At 37.7% G+C, this 19,123-nt stretch carries 19 protein-coding genes; all 19 read left to right on the top strand.

Going from position 1 to position 19,123, the window contains the following annotated elements; genetic code table 11:
- Window positions 1-19: 19 nt before the first annotated feature.
- The 19 genes from hypF to galE all read left to right on the top strand — a co-directional run bounded on the left by hypF (window position 20) and on the right by galE (window position 19,094).
- Complete coding sequence (hypF, locus tag E6X37_RS03945) at window positions 20-2,299, top strand: carbamoyltransferase HypF (RefSeq protein ID WP_156697452.1); 2,280 nt, start codon at window positions 20-22, stop codon at window positions 2,297-2,299.
- Between the two features lie 233 nt (window positions 2,300-2,532).
- The gene (locus E6X37_RS03940; RefSeq protein WP_156697453.1) at window positions 2,533-2,784 is read left to right on the top strand and encodes a HypC/HybG/HupF family hydrogenase formation chaperone; all 252 of its coding nucleotides are present in this window, start codon (window positions 2,533-2,535) and stop codon (window positions 2,782-2,784) included.
- A complete protein-coding gene (gene hypD / locus E6X37_RS03935; RefSeq protein ID WP_156697454.1) occupies window positions 2,744-3,862 on the top strand; it encodes a hydrogenase formation protein HypD in 1,119 nt (372 codons plus the stop codon). The genes E6X37_RS03940 and hypD overlap by 41 nt, the downstream gene beginning before the upstream one ends.
- 1 nt (window position 3,863) lies before the next feature.
- Window positions 3,864-4,871 carry a hydrogenase expression/formation protein HypE gene (gene hypE / locus E6X37_RS03930; protein WP_156697455.1) on the top strand — a complete coding sequence of 336 codons (1,008 nt, stop codon included), beginning with the start codon at window positions 3,864-3,866 and terminating at the stop codon, window positions 4,869-4,871.
- Window positions 4,872-5,132: 261 nt separating this feature from the next.
- On the top strand, window positions 5,133-5,579 hold the full coding sequence (locus tag E6X37_RS03925) for a hypothetical protein (protein WP_004697051.1): 447 nt from the start codon (window positions 5,133-5,135) through the stop codon (window positions 5,577-5,579).
- Window positions 5,580-5,687: 108 nt separating this feature from the next.
- The gene (locus tag E6X37_RS03920) at window positions 5,688-6,800 is read left to right on the top strand and encodes a hypothetical protein (protein ID WP_038125303.1); all 1,113 of its coding nucleotides are present in this window, start codon (window positions 5,688-5,690) and stop codon (window positions 6,798-6,800) included.
- Between the two features lie 37 nt (window positions 6,801-6,837).
- Complete coding sequence (locus E6X37_RS03915; protein WP_156697456.1) at window positions 6,838-8,391, top strand: LPS-assembly protein LptD; 1,554 nt, start codon at window positions 6,838-6,840, stop codon at window positions 8,389-8,391.
- 13 nt (window positions 8,392-8,404) lie between these two features.
- The gene (gene galU / locus E6X37_RS03910; protein ID WP_004693334.1) at window positions 8,405-9,268 is read left to right on the top strand and encodes a UTP--glucose-1-phosphate uridylyltransferase GalU; all 864 of its coding nucleotides are present in this window, start codon (window positions 8,405-8,407) and stop codon (window positions 9,266-9,268) included.
- Between the two features lie 173 nt (window positions 9,269-9,441).
- The gene (locus tag E6X37_RS03905) at window positions 9,442-10,008 is read left to right on the top strand and encodes a hypothetical protein (protein WP_120054616.1); all 567 of its coding nucleotides are present in this window, start codon (window positions 9,442-9,444) and stop codon (window positions 10,006-10,008) included.
- Between the two features lie 8 nt (window positions 10,009-10,016).
- The gene (locus E6X37_RS03900) at window positions 10,017-10,529 is read left to right on the top strand and encodes a biotin transporter BioY (protein WP_004693338.1); all 513 of its coding nucleotides are present in this window, start codon (window positions 10,017-10,019) and stop codon (window positions 10,527-10,529) included.
- A gap of 62 nt (window positions 10,530-10,591) precedes the next feature.
- Window positions 10,592-11,698: an acetyl-CoA C-acyltransferase gene (locus tag E6X37_RS03895; protein ID WP_120054617.1), complete on the top strand. Its 1,107-nt coding sequence runs from the start codon at window positions 10,592-10,594 to the stop codon at window positions 11,696-11,698.
- 1 nt (window position 11,699) lies between these two features.
- A complete protein-coding gene (locus tag E6X37_RS03890) occupies window positions 11,700-12,995 on the top strand; it encodes an AMP-binding protein (protein WP_174892331.1) in 1,296 nt (431 codons plus the stop codon).
- 27 nt (window positions 12,996-13,022) lie between these two features.
- Window positions 13,023-14,021, top strand: a complete 999-nt coding sequence (locus tag E6X37_RS03885) for a nucleoid-associated protein (RefSeq protein ID WP_174892330.1) — start codon at window positions 13,023-13,025, stop codon at window positions 14,019-14,021.
- Window positions 14,022-14,102: 81 nt separating this feature from the next.
- A complete protein-coding gene (gene ybaK / locus E6X37_RS03880) occupies window positions 14,103-14,594 on the top strand; it encodes a Cys-tRNA(Pro) deacylase (protein ID WP_004693347.1) in 492 nt (163 codons plus the stop codon).
- A gap of 10 nt (window positions 14,595-14,604) precedes the next feature.
- On the top strand, window positions 14,605-15,330 hold the full coding sequence (locus tag E6X37_RS03875; RefSeq protein ID WP_174892329.1) for a ribonuclease H1 domain-containing protein: 726 nt from the start codon (window positions 14,605-14,607) through the stop codon (window positions 15,328-15,330).
- A gap of 22 nt (window positions 15,331-15,352) precedes the next feature.
- Window positions 15,353-16,276, top strand: a complete 924-nt coding sequence (locus E6X37_RS03870) for an NAD-dependent epimerase/dehydratase family protein (protein WP_004693351.1) — start codon at window positions 15,353-15,355, stop codon at window positions 16,274-16,276.
- A gap of 20 nt (window positions 16,277-16,296) precedes the next feature.
- Complete coding sequence (locus E6X37_RS03865; RefSeq protein WP_008600612.1) at window positions 16,297-16,575, top strand: DUF1294 domain-containing protein; 279 nt, start codon at window positions 16,297-16,299, stop codon at window positions 16,573-16,575.
- Between the two features lie 83 nt (window positions 16,576-16,658).
- Window positions 16,659-18,095 carry a glucose-6-phosphate isomerase gene (locus E6X37_RS03860; RefSeq protein ID WP_039964879.1) on the top strand — a complete coding sequence of 479 codons (1,437 nt, stop codon included), beginning with the start codon at window positions 16,659-16,661 and terminating at the stop codon, window positions 18,093-18,095.
- Window positions 18,096-18,104: 9 nt separating this feature from the next.
- Window positions 18,105-19,094: a UDP-glucose 4-epimerase GalE gene (gene galE, locus E6X37_RS03855; protein WP_156697459.1), complete on the top strand. Its 990-nt coding sequence runs from the start codon at window positions 18,105-18,107 to the stop codon at window positions 19,092-19,094.
- Window positions 19,095-19,123 lie beyond the last annotated feature (29 nt).

The following is a 19,123-nucleotide window of genomic DNA, read 5'->3' as shown; positions in this document are numbered from 1 at the left end:
GAGTATAGTAGGAGTTTATATGAAACAAAATAGTAATCAAACTACAGAACGCTGGGGAATTCGCTATACCGGTATAGTTCAAGGGGTCGGATTCCGGCCCCTTGTTTCTATGTTGGCCCATTCCCTAGGATTAACAGGTTTTGTATATAATGATAGTCAAGGTGTGTATGTTGAAATTCAGGGTTTTCTAGGTGAATTGCAGTTATTCTTAGATGCTGTTCAAGAGGAGCAACCTCGTTTATGTCGCATTACTAGTCAAACTGTACAGCATCTTACACTTAATATGCATGAAAGTAATTTTGTTGTACAGCCATCTCCATTAGGTGAATCCGTGAGTACCTTTATTAGTGCCGATACAGCGCCTTGTAATGATTGCCTTAAAGAGTTACAACAAGATAAACGTAGAAAGGAATATCCTTTCATCAACTGTACAAATTGCGGACCAAGGTATACGATAATCAAATCTTTGCCCTATGATCGGGAGCGGACGACGATGAACGAGTTTCCCATGTGTGAAGATTGTAAGGCTGAATATGAAGATATAGAAGGGCGTCGCTATAGAGCAGAGCCAAACGCATGCTCTCGCTGCGGTCCCCAATATACATTGTATAAGCCAGATCGCAAGGCTGTGGATACAGTGAATATATGGAACACTACGCGGGAATTAATTAATGAAGGTAGTATTATCGCAATAAAAGGTGTAGGAGGATATCATCTTGTTTGCGATGCTAGAAATGACGCTGCTGTACAACGCTTACGTAAGCGGAAGAATAGGCCGCATAAACCATTAGCAATAATGGTGGGAACTCTAGATATGGCGATTGAGTTAGTACATATTAATGATGTAGAACTAGATATATTGACGGGGATGGAACGTCCTATTGTGTTATTAGAAAAAAATCATAATAGTTCTGTTCATTTAAGCTCTTATGTGGCTCCTGATAATCGCATGTTAGGGGTTATGTTGCCTTATTCACCAATGCATGAGGTGTTATTACCTTTTGATGCGGCATGGATAATGACCAGTGGTAACAAAAGCGGTGATTCCGTATTATATAACGACGATCAAGCGTTTAATGAACTAGGTGAGGTAGCAGATTATTTCCTCGTTCATAATCGTGAAATCTATGCGCCCCTTGACGATTCAGTGGTGGTGGTCATCAATAATAAACCTCGATTTATTCGTCGCAGTCGTGGTTATGTGCCTGAACCTATTCATTGTGATGGTTTAGAACAAACTTCGATATTAGCTATGGGCAGTGATTTGAAAAATGCGTTTGCTGTGAATAAAGGTAGTGAAGTTCTTGTAGGACCCCATATTGGAGATTTAGAGAATGCATCTACTCATGAAACACTAGAATGGACTATTAAACGATATAAGAGCTTATTTTCTGTGCAACCAGATAAAATTATCATAGATAGTCACCCCCAGTTTTTTTCTTCTCGGTTAGGTGAAAAAATAGGTGAAAGTTTCCATCTTTCTGTTGTACCTGTTCAGCATCATCATGCTCATATAGCGTCTGTTATGGCGGAACACAATTTAAGGGGGCTTGTACTAGGGATTGCTATGGATGGTACTGGCTATGGTCCAGATGGAACTATATGGGGGGGAGAATTTCTCCTTTGTAAAGGCAATCAATATCAGAGATTGGCACATATTCATGCAGCTCCATTACCTGGCGGAGAAAAGGCTGTTTCTGAACCTTGGCGACAAGCCTTATGGTATATTCGTAATTATTATGGCGATGATATCCCTTTTGTATATCAAGAATGGATGAAAGAACTTCCAAAGGGATGGGAAATTTTAGATAAAGCATTACAATCTACGATGCCCATGATTCAAGCTACAAGCTGTGGGCGACTATTTGATACTGTAGGTGCTTTATTAGGTCTTGGTATGGTCCATAGTTATGATGCACAAATTGCCATTGCTTTAGAAACTCTATGTGGTGATGAAAAAGGATCATTACTTACTTACCATTATGATGGACATATTCTTGATTTTACACCTACAGTTCAATCTATTATGGATGGTGTTGTTCGTGGTGAATGTCGAGCTCATTTAGCCGCTTCATTTCATAAAACAATTGCAATAGCACTATGTGAAACGGCGGCAGATTTGATGGAGCGATATAATATTAGTGATGCAGCCATGTCTGGTGGTGTATTTCAAAATCGTAAATTATTAGAATTCATATATAGGACGTGGCATATAGGTAATTTATATATGAATGAAGCAGTTCCTTCTAATGATGGTGGACTTGCTTTAGGACAATTGTGGTTAGGAAATCAATTATAAATTGTCATGCAACTCTTATTCTTAGACAAATTTATTTAGTAATGTTTTGAATATTGTTTAATCCATATGAGTTGTATAGCCAGTATAAGCTCTAGTTGTTTGTGGCCACTATCACTAAATAATGAGTGTAACTGTGATACAATAATATTAATTTTATTCATATATTTTGGAGATATTTTATTAAAGTAAATGTATATAAAACTTGTTATAAATGATATAGATAAGGAGATACTATGTGCTTAGCTGTACCAGCGCAATTGGTTGCTGTGAATGATGCTATTGGTACCGTTGAATTGACAGGTGCTACCCGTGACTGCAGTTTGCTCCTCGTACCAGATGCAAAGGTCGGGGATTGGTTGTTAGTTCATGCAGGTTTTGCTGTACAAATTGTTGATGAAGAAGAGGCTCAAAAAACATTAGAGGCCTTTAAGGAGTTAGAAGAACTTGAAGAAGCTTACTTTACAGGAAAAGCAGCACACAGCTGATGCTTTGTTAAGGCGCATCAATGCGCTTCATAAGCCCGGTGAAACTGTACGGCTTATGGAGGTCTGTGGTACGCATACAGTATCGATTTTCCGAGAAGGTCTTCGTCAATTATTGCCAAGTGGCATAGAACTTGTTAGTGGACCAGGATGTCCAGTATGTGTAACTGATCAAACCTATATGGATAAGGCTTTAGCCTATGCAGAACGTGAGGATGTTATTATTGCTACCTTTGGGGATATGTTGAAGGTCCCTGGGAGTTATAGTAGCCTCAGCGAAGCTCAAACAAAGGGAGCTCACATCCATGTTATCTATACGCCTTTAGAGGTGATAGAACTAAGTAAAAAATACCCAGAAAAAAAAATAGTATTTTTAGCTATTGGCTTTGAGACGACTATAGCCGTAATTTGTGCTACTGTAAAAGCCGTTCATGCTGCGGGATTAAAGAACGTATTCTTTCTTGTATCTCATAAGTTAGTACCACCAGCATTGCGTGCATTACTAGATAAACAAGAAGGCCATATCGATGGATTTATTCTACCTGGTCATGTTAGCGTTATTATTGGGGAAGAACCATACCGATTTTTGCCCAAAGAATACGGTATCCCATCTTGTATCGCTGGCTTTGATGGCTTAGAAATATTGTCTGCCATAGCTAATATTTTAGAGCAACGTAAGTCTAATAATATTGTGGTGGGCAATACGTATCATTCTGTAGTTATGCAGAAGGGAAACCCTGTAGCCCAAGCTATGATCGAGGAAGTGTATGAAGTATGCGATGATGTATGGCGTGGTATTGGTGTTATTCCTAACTCTGGCTTAGCATTAAAGGGTGAATATACAGCTTACGATGTAGAGCTTGTCCTACCTATTAACTTAGATAAACCATCCCTTGATCCTAAAGGCTGTCAATGTGGACGTGTTTTACAAGGCCTTATTAAACCTAGTGAATGTCCGTTATTTGGTAAAAGCTGTACCGCAGATCATCCAGTAGGTGCCTGTATGGTATCTGTAGAGGGTAGCTGTGCTGCATGGTATAAATATGGTTATTCTAGTGGTGGATCGACGTGGGAGGATTAATATGGAACGAGTTCGCTTAGTCCATGGTAATGGTGGACGATTTAGTCATGAGTTGACGGACCGTTTTATTTTGAAATATTTTACAAATGATTTATTGGCGCCCCTACACGATGGTGCCCAGTTTCCTGTTACAGCCGGGCGCATGGCTTTCTCTACGGATTCCTATGTGGTGCAACCTGCGTTCTTTCCTGGTGGTAATATTGGCAAGTTGGCTGTTTGTGGAACTGTGAATGATTTAGCCATGAATGGCGCGATACCTCAATATTTAAGTTGTGGTCTTATTTTAGAAGAAGGTTTGGCCTTTGAAGAGCTAGATGAAATTCTTCGCACTATGTCAGTAATGGCAAAAGCCGCAAATGTTCAAATTGTTACAGGTGATACAAAGGTCGTTAAAAAGGGCGAAGTAGATAAAATCTACATTAATACTGCTGGTATTGGCATGATTCCAGATGGAATAGATATTGGTCCACATCGTGTGAAAGCAGGGATGGATATCATTTTGTCAGGTGCTATTGGAGATCACTCCATTGCCGTTATGGGGCAACGGTTTGGTTTAGATTTATCTGACTCCTTAACAACTGACTGTGCACCACTAAATAAGATGGTTCAAGCAGTATTAGATAAAGTAGGAACTCAAGTTGCTTTGTTGAGAGATCCCACTCGTGGTGGCCTAGGTACCGTTTTAAAAGAGATCGCTGATCAGAGTCAAGTAGGCATTAAGGTTGAAGAAACGGCTATACCAATTCATGAAGAGGTACAGTCAGTATGTAATATATTAGGGTATGACCCTTTATATTTAGCGAATGAAGGGAAAGTGGTTCTTATTGTAGAGCCATCTATTACGAACGAAGTCCTTAAGATTCTTCATAGCTTTGAAGAGGGCAGTGAAGCTGTTTTAATTGGTAAGACTATAGATAAAAATATTGGTAAGGTTGGTCTACAAACGGCTATTGGAGGTGTTCGTCTGATTGATTTATTAGGCGAAGATCAGGTTCCACGAATTTGTTAAATTTATAATTAATAAAAGTAATTAAACTATATCATTTTGTTAATCTTTTTATTTCAATTTTTGAGCTTTCTAGATGTAGCTTGTATTAGATGTTGACACGATTTATCGTTGATGATAGCATTAAATTAAGTTGCGTAAAATTCATTAAGAATTCATCGAAAATCTATATTATGTTAGTATCTTTATGTGTAAGTTCTTATACTTTCACTAGAATCTATGTATAGAATTTGTTAAAATATAAGTATCTATAGGAGGCTTATTATGAAAAAGAAGATTATTACAGCTGTTCTAGGGATTTGTTTAACTACAACTGCATTTGGTGGTATCTTGACAACTCAAGCTGGTGGACTTAGCAGCATTCTTGGTGGTGCAGCTAAAATTGGTGGTATCGGCATTGTTGTTAACAAATTTGGTCCACAAATTGACTCTTTCCTAAATAAATTATTGAAACAAAATAACTTGAGTACTGAATATACAACTAAAGTAGTTCCTATTATCAGTATTGGTACAAAAGGTTATATCGGTGCGGCTCAAGTTACTGGGCCTGCTTCTAGCATTGAAGAAGTTAAAGCTGTTGCTCAAGTAGAAGGTAGCTTTAATGGTATGGTTCGTGTAAAAGGATTAGTTCCTGTTAATAGCACAAACCCAGTTGGTGCATCTCGTGTTCAAGGCGTAGGTGTATCTGCGATTATTGATTTGAAAATTTAATGGCCACTGAGCATATAAATTGATAGACTCAGGGAATAAGCACGGTCTTAGGCCCGTGCTTATTCTGTTGTATAACAGTTATACATTAGATACATTGTGGAGGAATTTATGAAGAAACAAGTACTTACACTTTTAATGGCATCCCTAATTTCAGGCACTGCATTTGCCGCTCCTGGCACAGTAACTGAAAAAACAAATGTTTTAGAAACTACTGTATATGGAGCCGTACAAGATGGTGCTGTTGTGGACCGCATTAATCAACTTGATGAAACCGTGTATGGTACTGGTTTCAATGGTAATTCCGCAACATTGAGTAAACGTGTTGACTCCCTCTACAATTCTGTAGAAGGCAGTGGTACTAATATTTCTTTGCGCGAAGAAATGGATGCATTGGAATATACATATCAAAATAGCATTAACGCAGGATCTCTTGTAGACCGTGTAGAAAAGATGGAACGTAGCGTTAATGGTCGCATTGGTAGCGGTTCCTTACAAAAACGTATTATCTCTTTGAAGACAAAGGTATATGGTAGCAATGTGGCTCTTACTAACCAAGTAGGTACATTGTCTGGTAATCAAGTGTTCAAAGTGACTCTAAATGAAGCGGTTTCTTCTAAAACTAGTCATGAAGGTGACACTATATCCTTTACTGTTGCAGAAAATGTAATGGATGGCAATGTCTTATTAGTACCTGCGGGCACTGTAGGTTCCGGAACAATTACTTCTTTGAAAAAGGCTCGTTCCTTTGGTCGTAATGGTGCGTTAGATATTACATTTGATACAATCCCAGCTATTGATGGTACAGAATTTACTGCTGTACAAGGTAAAGAGGCTAAGGATAAAACCCGTAGTGAAGTTAAAGCAGCAGGTGCATCTGTAGCGGGCGCAGTTCTACTCGGTCCTGTTGGGCTTGTAGGGGGCGCTTTCATCAAAGGTAAAAATATTGAGTACCCAGCTGGTGCTACTGTATATGTACAACCTCAAGATTCCGTAACAATTCAAGGTCTTGTTATTGGTGGTGATGGTTTAGCTCATAGTGATGATGAATTAGCTGATGCTGTAACTGTACCTAATACAACAGGTGAATCTGAAGAATATGTAGAAAATAATGATACTGATGAAAATGCAGCTGTAGCTGAAGATACTACAGCAGTTGAGGAGCCAGAAGAACCTGTAGAAAATGTTTCTCAACCTATCGTTGTTGTAAAGCGTAATCAATAATTAACAAATTCTTAAAGTAATAGGAGTTCTAGTAACCATGAGGAAACGTAAAGTACAATGGCTGGCAGCGGCATGTGTTGTTTGTTTAGCACAACCTGTATGGGCCGCCACTGAGTCAACTATTGTATATCAAGATACATTGGATAGCGTAGGTCAATCCTATGCAGGAGAAATTTCTAAAGCATCTACACCTGAATATAGTAATATCCGTGTTGTACGTCGTGGTGAAAAAGCGAAATCTGCTGCTCCTGCTGAACAGTTGCCTACACGTATCGATGCTAATAAAATGTCTTATACTGGCTCTACAGGTGATGTATATGCTCAAGGCGATGTTGTGGTGTCTCAAGGCAATCAAACTTTGATGGCTCCGCGTATTGAAGGTAATACTAAAACTACAGAATATCGTACTGTTGGGGGCTATCGCTATTTGGAAGATGGCGGTAAAACAAAAGATATTACAGGTCAAAATATGACATATCGCACTAGCGATCGTCACTTTGAGGCAGACCAAGCCATGGGATGGAGCGATCCCTATTATGTAAAGGGCAATAACGCCACTTTTGATGGACAAATAGGCCATATGGAAAAGGGCATGGTCACTACAAAACATGCAATGGCTTTTGTTCATACTCCAGATTATCGTGTGGAGGGTCAAGATATTCAGGTATATCCTGGTGATAAAGTCGTTATTAAAAAACCATCCTTTTATATTAAAAACTTTAAAGTATTATCCTTGCCATCTTATACGACTTCATTGCGTCATGACAAAGAAGGCAAATTTAGTATTTTTTCCTTAATACCAAAACCTACGTATAGTAACGATGATGGTATTGGCTTACATGGTAGTACAGAATATCCTATCGGTAAAAATGGTGAAGCTTATATTGACTATCGTTGGTATTCTAAATCTGGTTTTAAACCACAGGTGGGATATCGTCATTATTTACCTTGGGGGACTGCTTCTGTTGGTTATAGCAAGGAATCTAATGAATATAATGATGAAACAGTATGGGTAGAAAAAATAGGTGAAGCTCGTTTGGATACTCATACATATCATGTAGGAAATTCTCCAATTACTGTACGTGGTGGTGTTAATGTTGGTTATTGGAAAGAGGGTTCTGTAAAAGGTTCTCATAAGGAATATTATGCAGAGGTTTCTCATGATCCGATTAAGCTTGGTAAAAATGCTGATTTACGCTTCTTAGGTGGTTACCAACGTGACTACTATGGTTATGATGGTAGTATCCGTAGCATGCCTTATTGGGGTGCTAGATTCCAATCTAAAGTTGGTAATCGTGCTAATGTATGGGTTAGCTATAATCAACGAAATATAACCTACAATAATTCCCCTTATCGTTTTGACACGACAGAACTTCCAAAAGAGCTTATTTATGGCGGTACGTATAAATTGACTCGCCTAGATGATATTTCTGTAAGTGTTAAGAATAACATGATGAGTGGGGATATTGATTCTGTCTATTATACATGGCATCGTGATTTACACTCCTTCGATATGTACTTAACATATAAAGATGGACATAAAAATAAAAATGATCAATGGAAAATTAAATTTGTAGGTAAAGACTTTTAGTTAGGAGAATACTATGCAACGCATTAGAAAAGCTGTAATTCCAGCAGCTGGTTTTGGTACACGTTTCTTACCAGCTACCAAGGCACAACCAAAAGAAATGCTTCCTATTGTCGATACACCTGCTATCCAATACATTGTAAAAGAAGCTTTAGATTCTGGGATTGAAGAAATTCTAATTATTACAGGTCGTAATAAACGTGCTATTGAGGACCATTTTGATAGTAGTGTTGAATTAGAATTGTTATTACAAAGTCAAGGTAAAAATAAACCATTGGCTATGATCAAGGATTTGGCGGACATTAAAGTTCACTTTATTCGTCAAAAAGCACCTCGTGGACTTGGTGATGCTGTATTGTGTGCAAAAGCATTTATTGGTGATGAGCCATTTGCAGTGTTACTTGGTGATGATATTGTTTACAATCCAGAAAATCCATGCTTAAAACAGTTGATTGATTGCTATAATGAGCATCCTGGTATTATTTTAGGCGCTCAATTTGTACCGGAAGATAAAGTTAGTTCTTATGGTATTGTATCTGGTGAAGCATTGGCTGATAATTTATATCGCGTTGATAACTTGGTGGAAAAACCTAAGAAAGAGGATGCTCCATCTCGACTCGCTGTATTAGGTCGTTATATTTTAACACCAGATATTTTCAATATCTTAGAAGCTACTAAGCCTGGTGTAGGTAATGAAGTCCAATTAACTGATGCATTGGCAGCCTCTAAAACGGATACGTATGCATTAGCATATGAAGGTATTCGCTACGATACAGGGGATAAATTGGGCTATTTAAAAGCCACTGTTGAGTATGCATTGCGCAACGAAGAATTGGGTGAAAGCTTTAAAGCTTACCTAAAGGAATTGGATCTAAAATAGATAATCTATGAAACTTCCACGTGAGGGGCCTATGATATGTATCATAGGCTCTTTTTGTTTATAGTTTCAAACTCATTTGATATTTGTTAACATATGAACAATGCCTTTTGTTGACGAATGAAATAATGTTGATTATAATCAAGATATTGAATAAATAAAAGGACTGTGATTATATGAGAACATTATTTAAAGCATTATGTAATAATGATTTGAACCTACCGGGACATAGCGTTATTAAACATATGCATTATGATTCCTCAGGTAGTGATAGAACCGTATGTGAAATTGTATCGAAAGTAGCAAAAACCACCACAATTGGTATTATGGATACGTCTGGCTTCTTAATGGTCGATTTACGACCAGTGCCAAAACAATTTAATATTCGTTCTACTATAAATCAACAGGGAACAGATGGTGCTATATCTTTTTCTAAGGAAGAGGTTATACGATTTGTAAATGATATTAATGATACGAATTCCATCCATCGTGAGAATCCTTATGTTGTTCCTGGCTGCATGATTTTAGAAACGATGTGGGATTTTTGGAATATTAGTAAATCTGCTCTGCAAATGGCGATTTATTTTCATGCACCAGTTATTGCAGATGACAAGGTAACTTTGGTGGAATATCCTGAAGATGCTCATGTAGAAGGTTACATTGGTGATACATTGGCATTTTCGGCTACGTTTTTCGGTGAAAATGAAGATTCATCATCTTTGAAACAAAGATGTATTAGTTAGAGGTAATTATGGAAACAAGACGTTTAACAAAAATGGCTTTATTAACAGCCTTATTATGTATTTCAGCATATATTTCTTTCCCATTGCCATTTAGTCCCGCTATGGTAACGGCTTTGACTTTGGTAGCCACATTAATCGGCTTATTGTTACAGCCTAAGGATGCACTTATCGTATTTATCATTTATATTTTGCTTGGTGCAGTTGGGTTACCAGTATTTGTTGGCGGTACGGCTGGCCTTGGCAAATTGTTGGGACCAACAGGTGGCTTTATTTTTTCTTGGCCAGTTGCATATACATTACTAAGTATATTTAAAGGTTCTAAAAAAAGCTTTTTCTCTTATGCCTGGCGATCTCTTGTGATTACCATTCCTGTAGTGTACCTTTTTGGTGTAGCAGGTTTTATGATTGTTACAAAAACAGAACTTTGGGCGGCCTTGCCTGTAGTCATGTTTCCATTTATTCCTGGAGATATCGTAAAATGTCTGGTTGCTTCTTGGTTAGCAACTAAAGTTAAAATTTAGAATACAATTAAAGTGGCATTCTGCGGGATGCCTCTTTTTTACTTTTAATAGAAGGAGTATATATGTCAGTATATATTCATGGTGGGCTTAGAAGTCCTATCGGCGTTTTAAATGGACAATATAAACATATGAGACCCGAGATTTTAGGCTCTCAAGTAATTGATGAAATAATTAATCGTTATACTATTTCACATATAGATGGAATCTTCTGTGGTAATGCAGTTGGTACCGGTGGTAACCTTGGCCGTCTCATGGGTCTTATGTGTAATTTACCAAATTCTGTGCCTGCTATTACCGTTGATATGCAATGTGCCTCAGCTTTGATGAGTATTGAGATCGCCTATGCACATATTTTGTCTGGTATTATGGATTCCGCTATTGCAGGCGGTATTGAAAGTTCGTCGTTACAGCCAGAGCGAGTGTATGCATCAGGGGATGATCGAAAAGGAACCTATAAGGTAGCTCAATTTACGCCCCAAGATCAATCGCCTTTAGCCATGCTCGAAGGGGCTGAGCGGACTATCCATAAACACAATGTAACAAAGGAAGATTTATATCCACATATTATTGGCAGTCATCAAAGAGCATCAGCTGCTTTAGATAACCCATATTTACAGTCATATATTATACCTATTACTATAGATGGTAAAAGATGTATAGATGAATGTATTCGACCTACGATGAACGAGAAACTCTTGTCTAGGATGAAACCTTTGTTGGGAGCTGACTCTATTACAAATGCAGGCAATGCGTGTTTAACTCATGATGGAGCGGCCTTTGTATATTTATCTAATAAAAAAGGTCCTTTTAAAATTTATAGCGTTAAACCTTGGGCAGGAAATCCTCAGTTTAGTCCGGAGGGCGCTCTTGAAAGTACAGAAGGCATTTTAAAACGTACAGGTTTAACTATGGATGATATTGATGTGGTGGAATGGAATGAAGCTTTTGCCATCATTGATGTTCTTTTTAACAAGGCGTACCCTAATCACATTAAAAAATATAACATGCTTGGAGGTGCCTTAGCTTATGGACATCCCTATGGATGTTCTGGTGCCATATTAGTGCTTCACTGTATGGCTGCTTTAGAATCTTGTGGTGGTCGCTATGGTTTATGTGCTATTGCTGGTGCAGGGGGCACAGGTACGGCTTTAATTATGGAACGCATGTAATATGACAATTATTGAACGCTTACAACAGCATAAAGATTTAGAGCCCCATAAAATGGCTTTAATCGTAGATGACATACAATATACATATGGTGAACTATATGATGCTATTCTATCGGTCGGTATTAATAATACAAGTCGCATTGTAAATCTTACTCAGTCTAAAAAGACATTAAATACTAAGATTCTTTTAATTCAGGAACTGTCGTTTGTTGAACAACTTACACAGTGGCTTGGGGCATTACATAAAGGTAATATTCCTATGGTATGTCACAATGAGATGGATACGGCTTATGTAGATGAGCTAGCTCGTGTTATAGCCTATGAAGGTGTACCGCCATTAGCTGATTTTGGGGTACTTACATCGGGGACTACGGGACAACCAAAACCTTTGTGGAGACGAGAAATATCTTGGCGCGATTTTTTTGATATTCAAAATGATATTTTTCATACAAACAAAGATACTAAAATCTTTTTACAGGGAAGCTTTAGTTTCACAGGTGTTAGCAATATGGTCATTGCCTCTTTATGGGCTGGAGGGACTGTTGTTACAACGAGTTCCTTGCGTCCTAGTAGATGGATGCAGCTTATAGAGGAATACAATGTAGACCATATATATGCATTACCAACGAAACTACGATTATTGGTTCGACATTGTAAAAGTAAATTATCATCCATTAAATACATCATTGCAGGATCTCAAGTTCTGGATCGACAATTAATGGAACAGTTACAACATATATGCCCTGATATGGAGTTTATCTTGTACTATGGTGCATCAGAGCTTAACTATATAACGTATTGCACTGGTAAAGAATGGTTAGCGCGAGAAGGTACGGTAGGGAGACCATTTCCAACCGTGAAAATCGCAGAGAATGATAATGTCATTTATGTGACAACAAATTATCGTATTGAAGGGATTCCCAATACGTATACTGTAAATGATTGTGGATACATTGATAGTGACGGGTATCTTATGTTTAATGGGAGAGCAGGTGACGTAATCAATAAAGGGGGATATAAAATTTCTATCCCAGAGATGGAATTGTATTTACAATCCTTACAAGGGGTTTCCGAGGTTGCTATTATCGATATTGCTGATGAGATACGAGGGGAAGACTATGTAGTTTATATGGTGCTAGATGGTGAGGTTAGATTGAGTGAAGTTATAGAACTTATTCATAATAAAAGACCTCCTGTAGAGTGGCCAAAAGCTATAATAGAAGTTCCTATGTTACCCCTTACGGAATGCTCAAAAGTTGATAAACGAAAGTTAAAAGAGTGGTATAATAAAGGGTAAACATTTTTTGTACTACAAGGAGGCATCATGCAGATTAATAAGGCGGCGCTAGAGATTTTCGACTTTACGTCCTCGTTAGCTGTATATTCTGAACATGAATTAAAGGTTGGGGATCAAGCTATACAAGATTATATAGCAAATCATGTAGTTAAGGCTTTCAAAGATCCAGGGGCTAGAACCGGAACCTTACATGATGCGAGTCCTGTAGGTAAACAATTAGTAGACTATAAAAATGGAGTGCTTAAGTTTATTGATTTATCTAAGAATGTAGGTGAAAGCTTGTTTACATACATGAAACAAGCTACGGATTCCGTTGTTATTGATACGATTATTTGTGAAGCCGTTACGGATACGTCCTATGTTTGTATTCTTCTGTGCCAAGCTCATGATGCTTTTACCCATCAACTATTCAGTGAAGATGATGGTACATTGGCTACGGAGCTCGTTTCTCATAAGGCAGTATTACCTATGCCGTCACAAAAATTACGGGCCTTTGCATCTATTAATCTCAATGATTTTAGTGTTCGTGTTTTTGAACCTAAAGGTGAATTTGATGGTGAGGTATCTTATATCTTAGCAGATAAGGTCTTGCAATTAGGGACTAATCAATCCTCGCGAGATACGGTGAGAAAGGTAAAAGCTATCGTAGATAAGGTGGCTCAAGCTCATGAGTCTGATGGCGTTGTTGAGTTGACAACCGCTAAATCTATGATTGCTAAAAATGCAGAAGTATCAGATACCGTTGATCCTGTTCGTATTGTAGAAGAGGTATTTAAAGCGAATCCCATTCAACAAGAGGCGGCAAAAAAAGAATTAGCTGATGCGGATATGCTGCGTCCTTTGCCAGTCAATCGTGAGTTTGCCACGAAGGTTGGAGAGCATCATAAGATTAAAACAGATACAGGTATTGAGATTTCATTTCCTGTAGAATATATGAAAAATCGTGAGTTTATTGAGATAAAAACTAATGATGATGGTACTTTGCGTATTGAATTAAAAAATATTAATAAAATCGTAAATAAATAGTAATGAAAAATTATATTTGTCTATAGAAATATATTATGTAATGATTAAATTTATTTGCTATGCTAGTATATGGAGGTTATGATGAGTAAAGAGAAACATAAAAAAACAAACGCATTACGTATTTTAGATACTCATAAGATACCTTATAGTATTAGCGAATATGAGTGGTCTGAAGAGCGTGCTGCTGGCCTTCATGTAGTAGAAGCATTAAAACTCGATGAGAAACAAGTCTTTAAAACATTAGTTGGCAAAGGTGACAAAATTGGATATGTAGTATTCTGTATTCCTGTGGCTGAAGAGTTAGATATGAAACAGGCAGCACGTGTTAGTCATAATAAGTCTGTAGAGCTTGTTCATGTTAAGGATTTGTTAGGTATTACAGGTTATTTGCGCGGTGGATGTTCTCCAGTAGGCATGAAAAAAGCATTCCCTACCTATTTTGATGCTACTATGGAACCCCAAAAGTTTGTATATGTAAGCGCAGGTTTACGCGGTATGCAAATGAAGGTAAATCCAAAGGATTTGGCATCTGTTGTAAATGCTGAATTTGTTGAACTGACAATGGACCATTAAGGGGGGGCGTATGGCAAAAAAGTTTTATGCTGTTCGTCAGGGTCGTGTACCAGGAGTTTATACTACATGGTCTGACTGTGAGAAACAAGTAAAGGGCTATGGTGGTGCTATCTACAAATCATTTTCGACAGAAGTAGAAGCACGTGCTTTTGTAGAGAATTCAGGTTTGTCTTTAAGTGATTTTATGAGCGCTAAAAAGAGTGAACTTAAATTGCCACAAGAAGTGAAGTTTAAATCTAAAAATTCTAGGCCTATAGTTTCTAGTTCTAGTATTCAAAGTAAAGTATCAGCAAATGTTGTGAAACCAGATTTTACTACTCCAAACTATATGGTTGCGTATATCGATGGTAGTTATAATAAAGAGACCAATACTGTTGGGGCAGGTGGGGTTATCTTTTTGAATGGCAAGAGGAAAACTTTTTCTTTTTCCTCTACTGATAAACGATATACATCGTTTTGGAATGTAGCTGGCGAGTTGTTGGCTGCTATGCATGTTATGAAATACGCCGTTGATAATGGGATTTCTGAATGTTCACTTTACTATGATTATATGGGCATAGAAATGTGGGCTACTAAGGGATGGAAACGTAATAATGAGCTAACCCAAGAGTACTCAGCATTTTATGATTCTATAAAAAATCGTGTGCGAGTTTACTTTCACAAGGTGGCTGCTCATACGGGCGATACATATAATGAAATGGCTGATGCACTAGCAAAACAAGGTGCAGGTATTTAAAGATGTTAGAAGGGAGGGCGCTATGAATATATGTGTTACTGGTGGGGCCGGATTTATTGGTTCCCATTTAGTTGATAGATTAATTGAATTAGGTCACGATGTACTCGTTATAGATAATTTATCTACAGGTATGCGCTCCTTTGTACATGAAGATGCTCAATTTATTGAGATGGATGTACGAGATCCAAAATTACTATCTGTATTTGAAGAGTTTAAGCCGTCTATTGTTTTCCATGAAGCGGCGCAAACAATGGTACAATCCTCTATGGAGAACCCAAGTTATGACTGTGATGTAAATCTAATAGGGCTTATTAATGTTCTCGATGCTTGTCGTAAAGTGAATGTTGAACAATTTTTAATGCCTTCATCAGCTGCTGTATATGGCGACTTGGCAGTATTGCCATTGACTGAAGACTTGAGTGGTATGCCTTCGTCTTTTTACGGCTTAACAAAGCTTACTGCAGAAGGCTACTTGCGAATTTATCATGAAGCTTTTGGATTAAATACAGTATGCTTTAGATATGCTAATGTATATGGACCACGTCAAGGTGATGGTGGTGAAGGTGGTGTTATCAGTATTTTCAACCGCTTGATTGTCGAAGGGCAACCATTAACTGTATTTGGTGATGGTGAGCAAACTAGAGATTTCATTTATGTAGATGATGTGGTAGATGCTAACATTAAGGCTATGGGGAATGGTCAATGCACAGGTATTTATAATATATCTACCAATAAGGGAACATCTGTGAATGAGTTGATTACGCGATTCCGGACTATTAGCGGGACAGATTTTATGGTTTATTATGAAGATGAGCGTATAGGAGATATTAAACATTCGCGCTTAAGTAATGTGAAAGCTGAACGTGATTTTGGCTTTACTGCTACTACAACATTAGAGGACGGCTTACAAAAGACATTAGAATACTTTAAAGCTCATCATAAGTAAGAAAAATAAGGTTTGGGGATATGAGTGATACGCAATTTTGGGTGACCGTAGGTATTTGGAATCTTATCGTATTTAGTCTGTATGGATATGATAAATTATGTGCCATTAATGGATATGATCGAATTTCAGAGTTTACATTATTATTTTTAGCGTTTGCCTTTGGGGGTGTTGGTGCTTTATTAGGCATGGTCCTATGGCGTCATAAGACATTAAAAATTAAATTTAAATTAGCCATTCCTTTTGCATTACTTTGGTCTGTATATGCGGTTGGATTCGGTTATGGCTTGTGGGTAAAATGATTGTATAAACTAATATTTTATTCATTCTTTTATGGTATAATAAAAGAATATTGTACATAAAATGTCAGTGAAGGAGATATTTGATGTTGCGATTACAATCAGGTTTTGAGTTAGATTATGCTAATATATATAATGAAAGTTGCATACAAGAACGTGATGTGAATAATTTTGAACGGGCTATACAAAATGTATGGCGTCATACAAATATTTTGCGTTCTACAGGCTTCGAAGAAGGTCATGTTTCTAAAGATGGTTTACCTGAACCTGTGTTGTTTTACCAACTTCCATATATTTCAGAAGATGGTATCAATACACCAGATATGTTAGAGCGGCTTTACGAATTACGTGACTACGCACGCCATAATATTGATACAGTTGTATCCGTAGGTATTGGGGGCTCCTATTTGGGGAGCAAAGTTATTTTTGATGTGCAGTGTGGAGCGTTTTGGAATAACTACAGTGCAGAGGAACGTGACGGCTATCCTAGGATGTACTTTGCAGGCTTTAATGTGGATGGTGATTACTTAGTAGGGCTAATTCGTACGTTAGAGTGTCAAGCTCAGAAAAAAGGTCCTGATTATAAGGTGATGCTCGTTATTAATTCTAAGTCTGGATCTACCATTGAACCAATGGCTAACTTCATGATTTTGGAGAAGGCTTTACAAGATCGTAATATTAACTACGAAGTGATAGCTGTTACAGATGTATCTGATGATGAACATCCTACAATTTTACGATCTATGGCGATAGAAAATAATTGGAAGACCTATAGCATTCCTTATGGTGTAGGTGGTCGTTTCTCTGTATTTACAGAAGTTGGTTTTGTAACAGCCGCTCTTGTAGGATTTGATATTGAAGGATTCTTAGCTGGTGCTGCATCTATGGATGCAGCATGTCAAGAAGAAGACATTTTTAAAAATCCAGGCCTTTTAAGTGCATTATTGAAATATATTGCATCTGAACGATATGGTCGTATTATAGAGGTGTTTATGCCTTATAGTGAAGCACTCCACTCATTATCTGATTGGTATGTGCAGCTCTTATCAGAGTCTCTTGGAAAAATGAGTAATACTTGTCTACCATATGGCCGTACGCCAGTTGCTGCAGTAGGTACTATGGATATGCATGCTCAAGTTCAAGAGCATCAAGAGGGGCGCCTAAATAAGGTAGTTCAATTTATTAAGGTTAAGGATTGGAAACATAATCTCATTGTTCCAGATTCTTATAGTCAATATGAATGCTTACACTCTCTATCTGATGTAGGCATTTGTGATATTTTAAACATTGCTTTAGATGCTAATAGAGAAGCCTTGTCTAGTGACAATCGTTTTAACATGACTATAACTGTACCAACATTAAACGCATTCCATTTAGGAGAAATTATGTTTATGCATTGTTGGGCCGTTTATTTTGAGTCCATTTTTGCGGGCGTTGATGCTTTTGATCAACCAGGGGTAGAGGTTTATAAGCGTCTCATCGGACCCAAATTGGCTCGAGCAAAGGAAGTACATAATTCATGAGGGGGAACTATGAATATTTTAGTAACAGGTGGTGCTGGTTATATTGGGAGTCATACTGTACGTGCTTTACAACAAGCAGGATATACACCAATTATTGTAGATAATTTATCTCGTGGGCATGTAGAATCTATTCCTGAGGGGGTAAAGTTCTACAATATGGATATTGCTGATCCTAAACTAGTAGGTATTATGAAAGAACATAACATCCTAGGTGTAATGCATTTTGCTGCTCACTCACAAGTTGGTGAATCCATGCAAAATCCAGCTATTTATTATGAAAATAATGTAGTTGGTTCTTATCACCTTATTGAGTCTGCTCGTACCGCAGGTATAAAGCATTTTGTATTTTCTAGTACGGCTGCTGTGTATGGTGAGCCTAAGGTAGTTCCTATTTGTGAGGATGCTCAGCTACAACCAACAAATGTATATGGTCGCACTAAATTGATGATAGAAAAAATGTTATCTGATTATAGTTCGATTTATGGTTCTACATATGTTGCGTTGCGTTATTTCAATGCGGCCGGTGCGGATCCGTCTGGTATGATTGGAGAAGACCATCATCCTGAAACTCATTTGATTCCACTTGTGTTAGATGCGGCTCGCGGTAAAAGAGAGCATATAACTGTATTTGGGACTGATTATGATACAGCTGATGGCACATGTGTACGCGACTATATTCATGTCAATGATTTAGCAGCTGCTCACGTATTGGCTATGGACTACTTGCGTAAAGGCGGAGAATCTCAAGTATTTAATCTTGGTAGTGGTAATGGATTCTCTGTAAAGGAAATCATCGAGACTGCAAAAGAGGTTACGGGTATCGATATTCCTGTTCAATATGGTGATCGCCGTGCTGGTGATCCAGGAACATTAATTGCTTCCTCTGAAAAAATCAAAAATTTACTTGGTTGGGATCCTAAATTTAGTAATGTTGCTGATGTTATCAAAGATGCATGGCATTGGCATACCTCTCATCCAGATGGATTTAATAGTAAATAAAGAACAAATTGTTTTGATTTGTCAATATA

Source organism: Veillonella parvula (assembly GCF_032550495.1).
GTDB lineage: Bacteria > Bacillota > Negativicutes > Veillonellales > Veillonellaceae > Veillonella > Veillonella parvula_G.
This window is presented reverse-complemented; position numbering and strand designations above follow the sequence as displayed.